This is a genomic window from Streptomyces sp. NBC_01381 (assembly GCF_026340305.1).
Lineage (GTDB): Bacteria > Actinomycetota > Actinomycetes > Streptomycetales > Streptomycetaceae > Streptomyces.
This window is the reverse complement of the sequence record NZ_JAPEPI010000001.1, coordinates 2,506,659-2,522,148: the sequence shown is the minus strand read 5'-3', so window position 1 is coordinate 2,522,148 and position 15,490 is coordinate 2,506,659. Positions and strand designations below refer to the sequence as shown.

General features: G+C 69.6%; 16 protein-coding genes and 1 pseudogene. 10 read left to right on the top strand and 7 right to left on the bottom strand.

Annotation, left to right across the window (positions count from 1 at the left end; genetic code table 11):
• The first annotated feature begins 6 nt into the window (after positions 1 to 6).
• Together OG453_RS11955 and OG453_RS11950 are read left to right on the top strand one after the other, a co-directional pair.
• A complete protein-coding gene (locus OG453_RS11955) occupies positions 7 to 855 on the top strand; it encodes a helix-turn-helix transcriptional regulator (RefSeq protein WP_266867231.1) in 849 nt (282 codons plus the stop codon).
• 301 nt (positions 856 to 1,156) lie between these two features.
• Positions 1,157 to 1,414, top strand: coding sequence for a hypothetical protein (locus tag OG453_RS11950; RefSeq protein WP_266867229.1), 258 nt, complete (start codon positions 1,157 to 1,159; stop codon positions 1,412 to 1,414).
• Positions 1,415 to 1,536: 122 nt separating this feature from the next.
• Here the strand turns inward: OG453_RS11950 and OG453_RS11945 are convergent, their stop codons facing one another.
• Positions 1,537 to 1,797, bottom strand: coding sequence for a winged helix-turn-helix domain-containing protein (locus OG453_RS11945; protein ID WP_266867227.1), 261 nt, complete (start codon positions 1,795 to 1,797; stop codon positions 1,537 to 1,539).
• A 487-nt stretch (positions 1,798 to 2,284) separates the two neighbouring features.
• Between OG453_RS11945 and OG453_RS11935 the strand changes: the two genes are divergently transcribed.
• Complete coding sequence (locus OG453_RS11935) at positions 2,285 to 2,488, top strand: hypothetical protein (RefSeq protein ID WP_266867223.1); 204 nt, start codon at positions 2,285 to 2,287, stop codon at positions 2,486 to 2,488.
• A 97-nt stretch (positions 2,489 to 2,585) separates the two neighbouring features.
• On the opposite strand, the gene OG453_RS11930 is transcribed toward OG453_RS11935, so the two are convergent.
• The 3 genes from OG453_RS11930 to OG453_RS11920 all read right to left on the bottom strand — a co-directional run bounded on the left by OG453_RS11930 (position 2,586) and on the right by OG453_RS11920 (position 5,558).
• Positions 2,586 to 3,158: a MarR family winged helix-turn-helix transcriptional regulator gene (locus tag OG453_RS11930; protein WP_266867221.1), complete on the bottom strand. Its 573-nt coding sequence runs from the start codon at positions 3,156 to 3,158 to the stop codon at positions 2,586 to 2,588.
• A gap of 95 nt (positions 3,159 to 3,253) precedes the next feature.
• On the bottom strand, positions 3,254 to 4,045 hold the full coding sequence (locus tag OG453_RS11925) for an acetoacetate decarboxylase family protein (RefSeq protein WP_266867219.1): 792 nt from the start codon (positions 4,043 to 4,045) through the stop codon (positions 3,254 to 3,256).
• 193 nt (positions 4,046 to 4,238) lie between these two features.
• Entirely contained in the window at positions 4,239 to 5,558 is a 1,320-nt protein-coding gene (locus OG453_RS11920) for an erythromycin esterase family protein (RefSeq protein WP_266867217.1), read from the bottom strand.
• 139 nt (positions 5,559 to 5,697) lie between these two features.
• Between OG453_RS11920 and OG453_RS11915 the strand changes: the two genes are divergently transcribed.
• Both OG453_RS11915 and OG453_RS11910 read left to right on the top strand, forming a co-directional pair.
• Complete coding sequence (locus OG453_RS11915; protein ID WP_266867214.1) at positions 5,698 to 6,285, top strand: TetR/AcrR family transcriptional regulator; 588 nt, start codon at positions 5,698 to 5,700, stop codon at positions 6,283 to 6,285.
• A 44-nt stretch (positions 6,286 to 6,329) separates the two neighbouring features.
• The gene (locus tag OG453_RS11910; RefSeq protein WP_323178628.1) at positions 6,330 to 6,638 is read left to right on the top strand and encodes a pentapeptide repeat-containing protein; all 309 of its coding nucleotides are present in this window, start codon (positions 6,330 to 6,332) and stop codon (positions 6,636 to 6,638) included.
• A 38-nt stretch (positions 6,639 to 6,676) separates the two neighbouring features.
• On the opposite strand, the pseudogene OG453_RS11905 reads toward OG453_RS11910, so the two are convergent.
• Positions 6,677 to 6,760: pseudogene (locus OG453_RS11905) on the bottom strand (IS5/IS1182 family transposase); the annotation flags it as partial.
• Positions 6,761 to 7,082: 322 nt separating this feature from the next.
• Here OG453_RS11905 and OG453_RS11900 point away from each other — a divergent pair.
• A complete protein-coding gene (locus OG453_RS11900) occupies positions 7,083 to 8,381 on the top strand; it encodes a glutamine synthetase family protein (RefSeq protein ID WP_266869820.1) in 1,299 nt (432 codons plus the stop codon).
• Positions 8,382 to 8,432: 51 nt separating this feature from the next.
• Positions 8,433 to 9,710 carry a cytochrome P450 gene (locus tag OG453_RS11895; protein ID WP_266867210.1) on the top strand — a complete coding sequence of 426 codons (1,278 nt, stop codon included), beginning with the start codon at positions 8,433 to 8,435 and terminating at the stop codon, positions 9,708 to 9,710.
• Between the two features lie 3 nt (positions 9,711 to 9,713).
• On the opposite strand, the gene dusB is transcribed toward OG453_RS11895, so the two are convergent.
• Positions 9,714 to 10,853, bottom strand: coding sequence for a tRNA dihydrouridine synthase DusB (dusB, locus tag OG453_RS11890; RefSeq protein WP_266867208.1), 1,140 nt, complete (start codon positions 10,851 to 10,853; stop codon positions 9,714 to 9,716).
• Between the two features lie 82 nt (positions 10,854 to 10,935).
• Positions 10,936 to 11,772: a helix-turn-helix transcriptional regulator gene (locus OG453_RS11885; protein WP_266869819.1), complete on the bottom strand. Its 837-nt coding sequence runs from the start codon at positions 11,770 to 11,772 to the stop codon at positions 10,936 to 10,938.
• Between the two features lie 182 nt (positions 11,773 to 11,954).
• Here OG453_RS11885 and OG453_RS11880 point away from each other — a divergent pair, with 182 nt between their 5' ends.
• From OG453_RS11880 to OG453_RS11870, 3 genes are all read left to right on the top strand, one after another.
• Positions 11,955 to 13,406, top strand: coding sequence for an MFS transporter (locus tag OG453_RS11880; RefSeq protein ID WP_266867206.1), 1,452 nt, complete (start codon positions 11,955 to 11,957; stop codon positions 13,404 to 13,406).
• A 98-nt stretch (positions 13,407 to 13,504) separates the two neighbouring features.
• Positions 13,505 to 14,998: an MFS transporter gene (locus tag OG453_RS11875; protein ID WP_266867204.1), complete on the top strand. Its 1,494-nt coding sequence runs from the start codon at positions 13,505 to 13,507 to the stop codon at positions 14,996 to 14,998.
• Entirely contained in the window at positions 14,995 to 15,423 is a 429-nt protein-coding gene (locus OG453_RS11870) for a protein-tyrosine phosphatase family protein (RefSeq protein ID WP_266867202.1), read from the top strand. Before OG453_RS11875 ends, OG453_RS11870 begins: the two co-directional genes overlap by 4 nt.
• The last annotated feature ends 67 nt before the right edge of the window (positions 15,424 to 15,490 follow it).

The following is a 15,490-nucleotide window of genomic DNA, read 5'->3' as shown; positions in this document are numbered from 1 at the left end:
CCGCCCATGCCCGCTTCAGGATCATCGAGTGTTCAGCAAGCCCGGCGTCTTCTTGCCGGCCGTCTGAGGGAGTTGGTGAAGGACGCTGGGTTGGAAGGTAAGGACGTGGCCGCTCTGTGTGGCTGGCACCCGTCCAAGGTGTCCCGTATCTCGACAGCGAAGACCCAGCCAAGCGTTGACGACATTCGGGCCTGGTGCCGTGCGTGTGGCGCTGGCGATCAGGCGGAAGACCTCATCGCTTCTCTGCGAGCCGTTGAAGGGATGTGGGTGGAATGGCGCCGTATGGAGCGCTCAGGGCTGCGACGGGCGCAGGAGGCTGTTCTACCTCTCTTCGAACGTACTCACTGGTTCCGCGCCTACTCCTCATGGTTGGTGCCTGGCCTACTTCAGACTCATGGGTACACCGAGGACGTGTTGCGTGCTGTCCAGCGGCGGCGGGTCACAGTCGATGACGTGGCCGACGCCGTGGCAGTACGCATGGAACGTCAGCGCGTCCTCTACGAGGGAGACCGGCGCTTCGCATTCCTGATTGAGGAGTCGGTTCTGCGGAACGGGCTCGGGGAGTCAGACACGCAGCTTGAACAGCTTGAGCACCTGCTCACGATCGGCTCGCTTCCCAATGTCAGCTTGGGCGTGGTACCCACCCGCCTCAGCCGATCAAGGATGCCGGTTGAGGGCTTCTGGATCTACGACAGGGCGCAGGTCAACGTCGAACTCATCTCGGGCTATCTCACGCTCACGCAGCCCAGCGAAGTAAGCGCCTATGCAGACACGTTCAGCATGCTGGCCGACATGGCGGTCTATGGCACGAAGGCTCGGGCGCTGATCACAGCGTCAATCAACTCGCTTGAGTGATTGCCCTGCAATCACGTGCAATCCGCTGTGATTTGCGGCAGGCAGGTTCCTAGCGTTGTCACCCTAAGGACGACGCAAGGGGTCCACCCATGACTAACCCGACGACGTATCCCAGTCCGCCCGTAGAACTGCCCTTGAGACTAGAAGGCGACCCTCACCCAGCGCCCGGCTGCGACGTATGCGGGGCACTGAGCGGAGAGCGCAGCGAGGCACGGACCGCGGACAACATGTCCAAGGTCTCAGACCTGAACGTCGAGATCCGGAATCATCCGCACAGAAAGAGGCGGCGCGCATGATTCCCATGGATCAGTACAAGAGCGCGCGCACAGAAGCTGACCACATCGCGGGGCTCATGCGAGCCGCCCTTATCCGTGCCGGGCTCTCCGAAGACGACGCGTCACGGGTTCGTGGTCTGGTCACCGGCAACGGGCGCGCGTACGTGGAAGTCGGCGTTCTCCGGGTAGCCGCAGCAAACACGCTGCTCGAAGCTCTGCCCCTGGCACGGGCCTCTCACACGAACGCCGACGATCCCCCCACACTCCCCGCTGAGAGCTTCTGACCTCAAGCCCTCTCGCTGGGGTACAACCCTGGGCGGTGTGGGAATCCGCTTCGGATCCGGAGAAGCCGAAGCCTCTTTTGCAGCCCCGTCCGACGACGGCGATCCAGACCCGTCGGACGGGGCTACTCGTCGTCGGGGGCGCTGCGGCCTCGAACGTAGGTCCCCCGGTTCGGCACGGTGTAGACGAGTCCATTTTCCCTGAGTACGGAAATCGCTGACCGGACCGTATTCCGGGCAACCCCGTATCGGTCCGTGAGCGCCTTCTCCGAGGGGATGGGCCGGTCGGCGACGAGCTCACCCCGCTCAATCTGCCCCGTCAGATCGGCAGCGATCTGCCGGTACGGGGGCTCCGGTGCCTGGTGATCGATTTCAAGCGCTGCCATGACGTGAAGCGTAGACAACCGACCATTCCTGTACCGGACTGCACCGACCTAGACGGGGCTATACCGGTTGCTCTAACGTCAGGCATGAAAACGCCCCGACAGACCGCTTTGGACCGGTCCGCCGGGGCTCCGCCGAACAGCTTTCTAGGAGCTGAACGACTATGCGTGATCGTATCGCCCGAGCCCTCGCATGGACCCTTTCGGTCCTCGCCCCACGTCGCCCCGGACGGCACTCCGCCGCATTCCTCGCGGACCAGGCCGAGCCGACCCCCACACCAGTCAACCCGTGGGCACGTCCGTGGACCGGACCGACCAAGGAGGAAGCCGCAGCGTCCTTCCGGCAGCCTTCCGAGACCGCGATGGAACTCGGACTCATCCGGGAACGTCGCCGCGCTGCCGTTCTTGCGACCATGGGCGTGGACTACCCATACAGCTATCCAGGGGCCCCGTTCGGCCCGTCCGCGTTCGCCGCTGTGGGGGCGTCGGCATGACGAGCGAGGGACTGACCGCCGCAACGCCTGTCGTGACGGTGGCGCTCTGCATCCTGTGCAAGAAGAACACCAGCGCGCCCGTGGCTGTCCGCTGGATTCAAAGCATGAGCGGCCCCGGAACCACTCTGTACGCCTGCCCCGAGTGCGCCCCTGAGCTCGGAGCCGGACCAACCCCCGACGACGAGATCCCCACCCTGTAGTCACAGGCGCAGGAAAGAAGATGTCCCGCCCGGTCAGATGCCGGGCGGGACAGAACACCTACTTACGAACATCGGGAAGGGGCGGGTTGGGGAAAGATCACCCCTTGGCCCGCCTGCCGCTCCGCCGGGGAGCCGGCTCGGCCCCGTCAAGGAGCTCGACCCTCCGCTCCTCCCCCTTCTCCTCCGTCCGCACCACGATCTTCCGGAGGAGATCCGCCAGCGTCCGGCACTCCGCATCCGTCAACCCGTCGGCGACGAACGCCTCCTCCGCGTTGAAGGCAGGGAAGACCTTCTCCATCAGCCGCTCCCCCTCCCCCGTCAGCCGCAGCAGCGCGAGCCGCCCGTCGTCCGGGTGCCCCCGCCGCTCAAGCAGCCCCCGCCCGGCGAGGGTCCGCGCGACGCCCGTCAGCGTCCCCTTGGAGATCCCGGCCTCCTCCGCGACGTGACGGGTCTCCATCTCCCCCCAGATCCAGACCACATACAGCACCACGAACGACGTCCACGTCAGCTCGGCGCCCCGCAGCACGGAGTTCTCGAAGTGCTGCCGCACGGCCGCCGCCGCGCGGTAGATGTTCGCGACGGCGGCCATCTGCTCGTACTTGACGGGCGTGCCGCCGAGTTTGGCCCGGACCGCCTTCTCGGTCTCGCGGATGGAGCGGTAGCCCGTCACGTGCGTGTCCCCTCGTTCTCGTGTGTCCGGCCGTCGTTCCTGTGGTTCCGGCCGGCGGCCCCAGTCTCCCAAGACCGGGGAGCGGGGTGGCAGCCCTACAGCGCCCTCTCCAGCAACGTCCCCCCGTTCCAGACCACCCCCACCTGCCGGTAGTACGCCCCGATCGGCTCCTCGACCGTCAGCGCGGCGAGCTCCTCCGTCGGCACGTCGAAGAGATCAAGCTCGGCGTCACCGACCCACGCCTGGCCGCCCTCGAAGGACGCTGCACCGGAGGCGACGAGTTCATCCAGTGCGAGCCCTTTCCCGTCGATGGCGGGGAGTTGGCGGTGGTGGGCCATGGGGTGGGCGTTGACGAAGCCGTTCGTCTCCGAGGGTTCGCGCAGGGTCACCACGGCCTGCGCGATGCGCCGGTCGGCGGCGGCGAGCGTGGCCCCGAACGCGGCGCCCGCCGCGATGCGGGGGGCGGGTCCGTAGGGGTGCGGCCGAGTCATATGGATGGACCCGAGCTTCTTCGGATACCCCTGGTGGATCCCCCTGGCGACGGCGAAGTCCTTGTCGACCCAGATGAAGACGCAGCGCGAGTACGTACGTCCGCGATAGCCGCAGCGCACGACGGCGAAGCACTCCTTGTACTGGGCGCGGACCGGGTCGAGCAGCTCCGCCCCGGCGTCCCCGCAGGACTGCCAGTCGGCCCAGATGAGCGCGACGGCACCGGGATCCTCGGGCGCCAACTCCAGCATTTCCGGCAGGAGTTCACGAACCTTGGCCGGGTCGGTCCGGTACTCGACGGTGAGAAGGTCGCCCGAGTAGCGCCAGGGCGGCGCGGGGATGAGGGCGGAACGCCCCGTCGCGGTCCGGGGCGGGAAGAATCCTTGAACTCCGGCCATGGGAGGGCTCCTTGGGCGTACGCGGGCACACTTGTTTGACCCCGTACGATATGCCTTTCCGGCGACACTGTCAGCCCGGCCTCTCGCACGAGGGCTGCGATGCCAGGAGCGTTCCAGTTGGCACCGTCCGCCAACTGGAACGCTCAGCGAGGGGCGAGGAGGTCCTTGATGACCGGCTGGCAGACCAGGCCGGCTATCGGAGGTGGGCAGCCTCGACGCGGTGCAGGTGAATGACTACGTCGTAGGAGTGGGCCAGGGCGGTCTGGGGGTCCTTGTCCGACCAGTAGAGGCCGTAGGAGCGGGTGGAGCGGGCGGTGTTGAGCCAGGAGCGGGCCGCTGCCGGGGCGGTACGCAGGTCCAGGGCGAAGTCGCTGTGGCGGACCTGGTCCAGGGTGTGCTCGTTGTAGCCGGCGGGGGCGGGGTCCACGGTGTATGTCTGCGGCTGCTGTGCGGTGTAGTCGGGGAGGGCGTTGATGGTGCCCCGATCGAAGGTCAGGCCGATGTTCACGTACTTCGTGCCGAGTTGCTTGTGGAGGAACGCTCCGACGGGCTCGGGGAACTCCTGCGGGTTGTCGCTGGCGTAGGCGACGTGGCCGTTGTTGGAGGCGAGCAGGATCTTGCCGTTCGTGTGGGCCAGCCACCAGGCGGTGTTGTCGGCCATGACCCGATCGCGGTAGCGCATCCGCTCCGGGAACTCCTCGTCGGGGAAGGCGTACCCGGTGAAGCTCTGGGCGACGGCGGTGGCATTCTGCACGGCCCAGTCGTAGCTCCGACCCCTGGAACCCTTGGGCCGCCCGGCCCCGCGCAGCAGGTCGAGGGCCTGCTCGGCGCGATCGGCCTCGGCGCGACGAGAGGCGAGGTCCTTGCCCAGCTGCTGCCCCATCCAGTCACCGGCCTGTGTCCCTCGGGGCGGGCGCAGGCCCGCGTACAGGGCGTCGATCCGTCCGGCCAGCTCGGGGCGGTGGGCGGTGACGTACGAGGTGACCTGCTCGAAGGCTTCGGCCCCCGGGTAGCCGAGGTCGTTGCCGACGAAGTGGAGCGTGGGCCGGTCGGGGTGGCTGACGTTGTACCGGCGCATCCAGCGGATGAGGTCGAGGTACTCGTCGGTGTTCCAGAAGACGTACTGGCCCTGGAACTCCTCACGCATGATCTGCTCCGGGTCGCCGACACCGTGTGTCACGTAGTTGTCCAGCCGCAGTCCGGTGCTCCAACTCGCCTCCAGGGCGAAGGTGGTGAAGCCCCGGGTGGCGACCAGCTTCTTGAAGGCGCGCGCTTTGAGCGTGAAGAACTCGTGGCCGCTGTGGCTGGCCTCGCCAAGGCCCACGATCCGCGCGTCGCCCACCATCCGGACGACGCCGTCCAGGTCGCTCAGGGGCACTGCGTGCTGCTGCAGTGAGTTGACCACCGGGTCGCTGTTCTTGGTGGCGGCTTCGGCGGAGGCGGCGCCGAGGGGCAGGAGGGTTCCCGCGGCGAGGGTGGCGGCGGTGTGGCTGATCAGACGGCGGCGGTTCATGGCAACTCCCGTGAGTTCCGTAGGTGTTGGTCGATGCGAACGGGACGACCTTAGCCAGGATTTGGGCAAGCGCGCAATACGCTTGTATAGATCGATCGTCTGAGGCGTATGCGCCGAGCGTCCGGTAGCCTCCGTGGCCATGGGGAACCGCGAAGACCTGCTGGCCGGAGCCCGACGCTGCCTGGACGAGAAGGGCTGGGCGCGCATCACGGTGCGCGACATCGCCGCGGCCTCGGGCGTGAGCATGGCCGCGATCGGCTACCACTTCGGCTCCCGCGAAGCCCTGCTGACCTCGGCCCTCATCGAGGCGATCGACGAATGGGGCACCCGGCTCGGCCGCACCCTGTCCGCGTACGGCACCGAAGGCGCGAGCGAGGCAGAGCGTTACGAAGCCCTGTGGGCCGCGGTCATCCAGTCCTTCACCGACGACCGCACACTCTGGCTCGCCACCCTGGAAGCCCTGGTGCAGGCCGAGCACTCCGACGACCTGCGCCGCTATCTGTCCGGGGGGCAGGTCCAGGGCCGCCGCGGGCTCGCAGCCCTGCTGCGCGGCGCATCGGAGGACGAGATCGACGACGCCACGGCCCGCACTCTGGGAGCCACCCAACTCGCGCTCTTCACCGGCCTGATGGCCCAATGGCTCACCGACCCACAGCAGGCCCCCCAGGCGCCCGACGTCATCGCCGGCCTACGCGCACTCACGCCACTCGTCGGCCCGGGGAGATAAGAAGGCGTATCCGTATCCGTATCCCTATCGATCATGAGCGCGATGTGATCGAAAACGGGAGTGGGGGCGGGGACGCGGACTTCACCAACGCTGATCTGCGTGGCGCAAGATTCCAGGATGCAGACCTGACCGGGGCAGACTTCACCAACGCCGATCTGCGGGAAGCAAACCTGATCGGAGCCAATCTGCAGGACGCGAGCCTTGTGAACGCCGACTTGCGCCGAGCATCGCTGCACAGCGCGAACCTGAGCCAGGCGGCTGTCGCCGGCCCTGAGACCTCTTTCTCGGGCGCCAAGTTGAACGCTCGCACCTGCCGGCCGAAGGGGTTGGAACCCGAGCAGCTCAAGCCGTAGGAATGGCGCCCCATGGACAACCCGTAGCGGCCGGCCACGATGCGCTTGCCGCGTAGCCATTCCCGCAGGCCGGGCCTGTCATACGCCTTGCCGGCGTGAGGGCGCCGGGGTTTGAAGTAGCGGGACTCAGGCGGACGGTCGGGCGGACAGGCAATTCCCCACCCGCCCCCACAAGCACCCCGAAGCACCCCGAGTCACGGGTGGGCGGGCGGAAAAGGCTCCTACGGCAAGTGCACCCCCGCCGCACAAGACAACCCCCACCGCCAATCCCCCCGGAGGGCCTTGCGCAGCCCCGCACGGCACCTTACCGTTTGGATTCAAACGACAGCCGCGCGAAAGGCTGGACCACGGGTGAGTGAAGCAACCGCAACACCCCGCAACCAAGCCGCCGGGAACCCCCAAGTCGCCGAAACGGTCGACGCGCTCCGCGCCCAGGGCACCGACATCGTCCGCGTCATCTACCCCGATCTCATCGGCGCCGACCGGGGCCGCGACATCCTCGTGAGCCAGCTGCCCGGCGCCTGCGGGCACGGCCTCTCCTTCTGCCGCGCCGTCTACCACACCACCCCGCGCGGCGACGTCGTCCCCGTCACGGGCGGCCTCGACGCGGGGCTCCCCGACGTCTCCGTACGGCCCGATCTGGACACCCTGCAGGCGCTCCCCTGGGAGCCCGGGGTCGCCTGGTGTCTCGGGGACACCTTCGATCCCGCCACCGGCGAACCCACCCCGGAGTCGCCACGCGCCTTGCTGCGGCGGGTACTTGATGCCGCCGACGAGTACGCGGGCGGCGCCGTCACCCCGGTCGTCGGCCCCGAGCTCGAGTACTTCCTGTGCGACGCCGACCCCACCACGGCCGCCGGCTGGTCGGCGTACGGCGGCGCCACCGGGAACGTATACAGCGCGGGACGGCGCGGCGACCCGGACGGTCATCTGCTGTGCACCCTGCGGCAGTTGGCCGAGCTCGGCATCGGCGCGATCGCGGGCAACCACGAATTCGACGGCGGGCAGTTCGAGATCAACCTGGACCACTCCGAGGCCCTGGACGCCGCCGACCGCGCCTTCCGCTTCAAGGCCGCCGTCAAGGAGACGGCCCGCCGCGATGGACGGCTCGCGACCTTCATGGCCAAGCCGTTCAACGCGCTCGGCGGCTCCGGCTTCCATCTGCACATCTCGCTGGTCGACGCCGCGGGACGCAATGTCTTCGAGGACGCCGGCGCCCCCGACGGGCTCTCCGCGACCGCCCGGCACGCCATCGCCGGGCTCCTGGCACACGCACCCGCCCTCAGCGCCCTGCTCAACCCCACCATCAACTCGTACAAACGCTTCGGACCCGACACCCTCGCCCCCTGGTTGATCGACTGGGGCCTCGACAACCGCAGCGCGATGCTCCGGATCCCGCCTGAGAGGGGATCAGGAACCAGGCTGGAGCTGCGACTTGGTGATGCGTCGGCCAACCCTTACCTCGGCATCGCGGGCGCCGTGGCGGCCCTCCTCCTCGGCATCCGCGACAAGCCGGAGCCGCCCGCACCGCTGGAGGGCTACGGCTACCAGGAGGACTCCGCGCCCCGCCTCCCCGGCACGCTCGGCGCGGCCCTCGACGCCCTGGAGGCCGACGAGGCGCTCACCGGGCTGCTCGGCGACGGCTTCACCGGCGCCTTCCTCACGTACAAGCGCAACGAGATCGAACGCTTCCAACAGCACATCACCGACTGGGAGTTCACGGAGTACGCCTTCCTCATCTGAACCCGAATCCGATGAGACCGACCGCACCCACCGTCAGTAGGAGTACGTCCCATGAGTACGGTCACGAGCGCCGCCGCGCCCCTAGCCCTCTCCGACGTCGACCTCGCCGACAACGACCGCTTCACCGACGGCACCCTGCCCTGGCGGATGTTCGACGTGCTGCGCCGCGAGGACCCCGTCCACTGGCAGCCCGAGCCCGCGCCCAACTCCGGCTTCTGGGCGGTCACCCGGCACGCGGACATCGTGCGCGTCGACCGTGACCCGGAGACCTTCACCTCCGAGCGGTTCACCAACCTCGAAGAGGTCGACGAGGACTTCATCGCGCTTCGCCGCTCCCTCCTGGAGACCGACGGCCTGCGCCACCGTGCGCTGCGGCTGATCCTGCAGAGGCAGTTCACCGCGCGCGCGGTCGCGACGTACGAGACGTTCCTGCGCGGCCTGACCGCCCGCACCCTGGACGCCGCGCTGCCCAAGGGCACCTTCGACTTCGTCAAGGAGGTCTCCGCCGACTTCCCGATCAACGTCCTCGCGCGGATGCTCGACGTCCCCGAGGAGGACACGCAGCAGCTCATCGACTGGGGCAACCGCATCATCGGCAACACCGACCCGGACTACGCCGACGTACTCCTGGAGAGCGCGGAGAGCGAGCGCTACCGCAATCTGCCGTTCCGCTCCCCCGCCGCGCTCGAAGTCTTCGCGTACGGAAGGGAGTTGGCGGCGAAGCGGCGCGGCGGCGACGGGACGGACCTGGTGAGCACGCTGGTCAACAACTCGCCCAAGGACGGCGTCCCGCTCTCCGCCACCGACTTCGACAACTACTTCCTGCTGCTCGTGGTGGCCGGGAACGAGACGACGCGGCACGCGATCTCGCACTCCATGCTCGCGCTGATCGACCACCCGGACGAGCGCGCGAAGCTCACCGCCGACCCCTCCCTCATCCCGGGCGGCGTCGAGGAGTGCCTGCGCTGGGCCTCGCCCGTCTACCACTTCCGGCGCACGGCCACGCGTGACGTCGAGCTGGGCGGCAAGCTGATCAGGGAGGGCGACAAGGTCGTGCTGTGGTTCGCCTCGGGGAACCGGGACGCGGATGTCTTCCCGGATCCCTACCGCTTCGACGTGACGCGGCAGAACATCGACCACGTCACCTTCGGCAAGGGCAGCCCGCACTTCTGCCTGGGCAACTCCCTTGCCCGCCTGGAGATGCGGGTCATGTTCGAGGAGCTGCTTCCGCGGCTCGCGGACATCGAGGTGACGGGTGAGGTGCGGCGCGTTCGGTCGAACTTCGTGAACGGCATCAAGGAGCTTCCGGTCACGGTGACCCTCCGGTGAGGCTCAGCCTCCGGACGTGTCCAGCTCGGCGTCCTCGCTGATGCCCGCGCAGTCGTAGGGGTCCTTCAGCCAGCCGTCCGGCAGGACGACGCGGTTGTTGCCCGACGTGCGCCCGCGCGGCCCGTCGGCACCGACCGGCCACGGCTGGTCGAGGTCCAACTCGCCGAGCCCGTCCTCCAGTTCGGCGAGGGACGAGGTGATCGCGAGCCGCTTGCGCATCTCCGAGCCGACCGCGAAGCCCTTCAGGTACCAGGCCACGTGCTTGCGGAAGTCGATGACGCCGCGCGCCTCGTCGCCGATCCACTCGCCGAGGAGGGTCGCGTGCCGCAGCATGACCTTCGAGACCTCGCGCAGGTCCGGGGCCTTGGGAGCGCCCGTCCCCTCGAAGGCGGCGACGAGATCACCGAAGAGCCAGGGCCGCCCGAGGCACCCACGCCCCACCACGACACCGTCGCAGCCGGTCTCCTTCATCATCCGCACGGCGTCGGCGGCGGACCAGATGTCGCCGTTGCCGAGCACCGGGATCTCGGGGACGTGCTCCTTCAGGCGGGCGATGGCGTCCCAGTCGGCGGTGCCGCCGTAGTGCTGTGCGGCGGTGCGGCCGTGCAGCGCGATGGCGGTGACGCCCTCCTCGACGGCGATGCGGCCGGCGTCGAGAAAGGTGATGTGCTCGTCGTTGATGCCCTTGCGCATCTTCATGGTGACGGGGATGTCACCCGCGCCGCTGACCGCTTCCTTCAGGATCGCCCGCAGCAGGGGCCGCTTGTACGGCAGCGCGGAGCCGCCGCCCTTGCGGGTGACCTTGGGGACGGGGCAGCCGAAGTTCAGGTCGATGTGGTCGGCAAGGTCCTCCTCCGCGATCATGCGGACGGCCTTGCCGACGGTCGCCGGGTCCACGCCGTACAGCTGGATGGACCGCGGCTTCTCGGTCTCATCAAAGTGGATCAGCTGCATGGTCTTCTCGTTGCGCTCGACCAGCGCCCGCGTCGTGATCATCTCGCTGACGAAGAGACCCTTGCCGCCGGAGAACTCCCTGCACAGCGTCCGGAACGGCGCGTTCGTGATGCCCGCCATGGGGGCGAGCACGACGGGGGGCCGCACGGTGTGCGGGCCAATCGACAGCGGCTGCGGCGGCTGGGACATCGGGGATCTCTCCGGGACATACGGACGACGGGGCGGGGGGGGGCAAGCATCCATTGTCCCTCACCTCACGCACCGCCTGCCCTCACTCCCCGGACAGCTCCCCGGACAGCTCCGCGAGCCGCTCGAGCCGCTCGTCCGTCTCGTCGTCGGCCGGCACGTACGCGATCAGACGGTGCGCCTGCATCAGCGGGGCCATCCACAGCATGCGGTGCTCAAGGCGCAGCAGCCCGACCTGAGGGTGCTGGTAGCGCTTGACGTGCGGGGACATCGTCGCCACCTCGTGTCGCTCCCACAGCTCGCGGAACTCGGCGGACGCCGCGAGCAGCCGGTCGCGCAGCTCCTTCCAGGCAGGCTCGGCGCCGTGCTCGGCCATGGCTGCCCGGAACTTGGCGGTCAGGTCGGGCAGCATCTCCTCCCGGTCGAGGAAGGTCTCGCGCCAGCTCTCGCTGGTGGCGAGGAGCCACAGGCAGTTGCGGTCCCGCGGCTCCATCGCATCGAAGTCGCCGAAGACGTGTGTCCAGGAACGGTTGTGGGCGAGGACGTCGTAGCGGCCGTTCTGCACGACGGCAGGGTAGGGGGCGATGCGGTGCATCAGCCGCCGGACCGGCGCCGAGAGCGCGGTGCACTCCGCCTCGGGGCGCGGGTCGACGGCACCCGCGAGCGCGAAGAGGTGGGCGCGCTCGCTCGGGTCCATCAGGAGCGCGCGGGCGATCGCGTCGATGACCTGCGCCGACACTTTGATGGGCCGCGCCTGTTCCAGCCACGTGTACCAGGTGACGCCCACTGAGGAGAGCTGTGCGACCTCCTCGCGGCGCAGCCCCGGCGTGCGGCGGCGCGATCCACGGGGCAGGCCCGTCTGCTCGGGTGTGACGCGCTCGCGGCGGCTGCGGAGGAAGGCCGCGAGTTCCTGGCGACGGATGGTGGCGCCGGAATCGGGAACGGGGCCGAGGGCTCGGTCAGAGTGGCAGCCGGTGGCGTCCGGCACTGCGGTAACGGTCACCCTTCAAGGCTGCCCCATACCGCAGCCTGCTTCCAGGTGCGTTTGGTACCAGGATAAGGAGACTCTGGTACCCCTGTGAGCGCCGGATCATCGTCGTACCCGTGACTCTCACACCCCATGACACCCACGGCCGTACGTCTCCCACCGCCGGGACATCCGTCTCCGCGCCGACCGCCCTCACCCCCCTCGGCCTGATCACGGTCCTGCTCGGCGCCTCCCTCTCCAGCATCGACTTCTTCATCGTCAACGTCGCCCTGCCCAGCATCGAGCGCGACCTGCACGCGTCCCCCGCCACCTTGGAGATGGTCGTCGCCGGCTACGCGGTCGCGTACGCCGTGCTGCTCGTCCTCGGCGGGCGGCTCGGTGACGCCTACGGGCGCAGGAAGCTCTTTCTGTGGGGCGTGGCCGCCTTCGGCGTGACGTCGCTGGCCTGCGGGCTCGCACCCGGGGCGTGGTGGCTGGTGGGGGCTCGCGTCGCACAGGGGGCGGCCTCCGCGCTGATGCTGCCGCAGGTCCTCGCCACCATCCACGCGACGACACGGGGCGAGCGGCGTGCCAGGGCCGTCGCGATGTACGGCTCGGTGAGCGGGCTCGCCGTGGTGCTCGGGCAGGTCCTCGGCGGGGTCCTGGTGGCCGCCGACGTGGCGGGCACGGGCTGGCGCATGGCCTTCCTGGTGAACGTGCCGGTCGCGGTGGCCGCCCTCGTGTGCGCGGTTCGCGCCGTGCCTGACAGCCGCGCGGAGCAGCCACGGCGCAGCGACGTCGGCGGCACGGTCCTGTTCGGTGCCTCACTCACCGCCCTGCTGCTTCCCCTGTCCGAGGGGCGGGCCGCGGGCTGGCCCCTGTGGCCGGTCGCGCTGCTCGCCGCGGCGCCCCTGCTCGCCGCCGCCTTCGCGTACGTGGAGCGGCGCGCCGAACGCACCGGCGGCAGCCCTCTGCTGCCCCCGTCGCTGCTGCGCGAACCCGGCGTACGCAAGGGGCTCGTCCTGGGTGTGCCGATCTTCGTCGGCTTCAGCGGCTGGCTGTTCGTGACCGCGGTGGCCCTGCAGCAGGGTCTGCACTACAGCGCTCTGAAGGCCGGTCTGACGCTGGTCCCCATGGGCGTCACGCAGTTCGCGACGTCCATGCTGGCGCCACGGCTCGTCGCACGGCTCGGCAGCCGCGCGATGACGGCATGCGCGCTGGTACACGGTGCGGGCCTGGTGGTCCTCGCGCTGACGGCCCTTTCGACGCCGTGGCCCGGAGTGAGCCCGCTCGCCCTCGCTCCCGGCCTCGCCCTCTGCGGCCTCGGCCAGGGCGTCCAACTCGCCCTGTACTACCGCATCGTGCTCGCAGCGGTCCCTGCCGCTCGGGCGGGCGCGGGCAGTGGGCTCGCGGCGACGGTGCAGCAGGCCTGCCTGGCTGTCGGCGTCGCGACGCTCGGCTCGCTCTTCCTGGCCCTGGTGCCGGACCTCGGGATGCGGAACGCGTTCGCGATCGTCCTCACGGCTCAGTTGGCGGGGCTGATCGGCCTGGCCCTGCTGAGCTTGCGGCTGCCCCGGCGGCTGGGTTGAGGGGACGGGCGCGTACGGGCCCGGGGGCGCGTGTGGGGCCCAGTCGTGCGGAGCCGCACACGCGCCACCCCGCCCCCCTCCGAGATACCGTCGAACCCATGCCCCAGCAAGAGCTCACGCACCGCCGACGCATGCTCGTCCTCGCGATCTGCTGCATGAGCCTGCTGATCGTCAGTCTCGACAACACCGTCCTGAACGTGGCCCTGCCCTCCATGGCGCGCGAGTTCGACACCGACATCTCCGGCATGCAGTGGACGATCGACGCGTACACCCTGGTCCTCGCCGCGCTGCTCATGCTGGCGGGCTCGACGGCGGACCGGGTGGGGCGCCGCCGGATCTTCAAGGCGGGCCTGGTGATCTTCACCATCGCCTCGGTCCTCTGCTCGCTCGCCCCCAACCTCGAATCCCTCGTGGCGTTCCGCATGATCCAGGCGGTCGGCGGTTCCATGCTCAACCCGGTCGCGATGTCGATCATCACGAACACCTTCACGGAACCCCGCGAGCGGGCCCGCGCCATCGGCGTCTGGGGCGGCGTGGTCGGCATCTCCATGGCGGCGGGCCCGCTGGTCGGCGGCGTGCTCGTCGACTCCGTCGGCTGGCGCTCGATCTTCTGGATCAACCTGCCGGTGGGCCTCGCGGCCCTGCTCCTGACCATGCGGTACGTCCCCGAGTCCCGCGCCCCGAGGCCCCGCCGCGCGGACCCCGTGGGCCAGCTCCTGGTGATCGTCCTGCTCGGCGCCCTGACGTACGCGATCATCGAGGCGCCGACGGCGGGCCTGACGTCGCCGCTGATCATCGGCTTCGCGGGCGCCGCGCTGCTCGCCCTGCTCGGCCTGCTCGGCTACGAACCCCGCCGCGCCGACCCCCTCATCGACCTGCGCTTCTTCCGCTCGGCGCCGTTCAGCGGGGCGACGGTGATCGCGATCTCCGCCTTCGCGGCGCTCGGCGGCTTCCTCTTCCTCTCCACGCTCTACCTCCAGAACGTCCGCGGCCTGAACGCCCTGGACGCGGGCGTGTGGATGCTGCCGATGGCGGCGATGACGCTGATCTGCGCCCCGCTGTCGGGCCGCCTGGTGGGCAGCCGCGGCCCGCGCCTTTCCCTCCTGATCGCAGGGGTCGCGATGACGGCATCCGGAGTCCTCTTCGCGGCCTTCGACGCCGAAACCACGAACGCGACCCTCTTCCTCGGATACGTCCTCTTCGGCCTGGGCTTCGGCTTCGTGAACGCGCCGATCACCAACACCGCCGTCTCCGGCATGCCCCGCGCCCAGGCGGGCGTCGCCGCGGCCGTCGCCTCCACCAGCCGCCAGATCGGCCAGACGCTGGGCGTCGCGGTGATCGGCGCGGTCCTGGCATCGGGGGTGGGGAGTTCGTCGTACGCCGCTGTCTTCACCGAGGCGAGCCGCCCCGCCTGGTGGATCATCACGGGCTGCGGCCTCGCGGTCCTGCTCCTCGGCGCGCTGACCAGCGGCAGGTGGGCGAGGGAGACGGCGCGACGGACGGCGGAGCGGCTCGACGCCGGCCCGGAGGGCTCGGAGGCAGTGGGTTCCGAGGGCTCGGAGGGCCTGCCCCGCACTACGCTCGCGCCGTGACTGCGACTTGGGAACCCACAGCGCCTGGCGTACTACGACTCCCCTCGGGCCGGCTCGTCCGCGGCCGGGGCCTGAGGCACCCCCTCCCCGAGGGGCCGACCCCCGACTTCGCGCTCTACCTGCTGGGCAAGGAGCCGCCCGCCGTCGCCTGGGAGGCCCGCTGGGTGCGCTGGCCCGACTTCCGGTTGCCGGCCGACCGCGCGGAGGCGGCGTCCGCCCTGCGCGAGGCGTGGGAGCGGGCGGAGGAGGAGCGCGTCGAGGTCGCGTGCGGTGGCGGGCAGGGGCGTACGGGGACGGCGCTGGCCTGCATCGCGGTACTTGATGGGGTGCCGAACGGCGACGCGGTGGCGTATGTGCGGGAGCACTATGCACCGAGGGCGGTGGAGACGCCTTGGCAGCGGCGCTTTGTGGCTCGCTTCGGCTGAGGGGGAGCAGCCGACTAACGAATGACAGATGACAGATATTGAAATCTGTCATCTGTCATGGCATGGT

Bases quoted from the DNA above. Each gene is read 5' to 3' on its own strand.
- OG453_RS11955 (WP_266867231.1), top strand. From the start codon at position 7: ATGCCCGCTTCAGGATCATCGAGTGTTCAGCAAGCCCGGCGTCTTCTT.
- OG453_RS11950 (WP_266867229.1), top strand. From the start codon at position 1,157: ATGGATCAGTACAAGAGCGCGCGCACAGAAGCTGACCACATCGCGGGG.
- OG453_RS11945 (WP_266867227.1), bottom strand. From the start codon at position 1,797: ATGGCAGCGCTTGAAATCGATCACCAGGCACCGGAGCCCCCGTACCGG.
- OG453_RS11935 (WP_266867223.1), top strand. From the start codon at position 2,285: ATGACGAGCGAGGGACTGACCGCCGCAACGCCTGTCGTGACGGTGGCG.
- OG453_RS11925 (WP_266867219.1), bottom strand. From the start codon at position 4,045: ATGGCCGGAGTTCAAGGATTCTTCCCGCCCCGGACCGCGACGGGGCGT.
- OG453_RS11920 (WP_266867217.1), bottom strand. From the start codon at position 5,558: ATGAACCGCCGCCGTCTGATCAGCCACACCGCCGCCACCCTCGCCGCG.
- OG453_RS11915 (WP_266867214.1), top strand. From the start codon at position 5,698: ATGGGGAACCGCGAAGACCTGCTGGCCGGAGCCCGACGCTGCCTGGAC.
- OG453_RS11895 (WP_266867210.1), top strand. From the start codon at position 8,433: ATGAGTACGGTCACGAGCGCCGCCGCGCCCCTAGCCCTCTCCGACGTC.
- dusB (WP_266867208.1), bottom strand. From the start codon at position 10,853: ATGTCCCAGCCGCCGCAGCCGCTGTCGATTGGCCCGCACACCGTGCGG.
- OG453_RS11875 (WP_266867204.1), top strand. From the start codon at position 13,505: ATGCCCCAGCAAGAGCTCACGCACCGCCGACGCATGCTCGTCCTCGCG.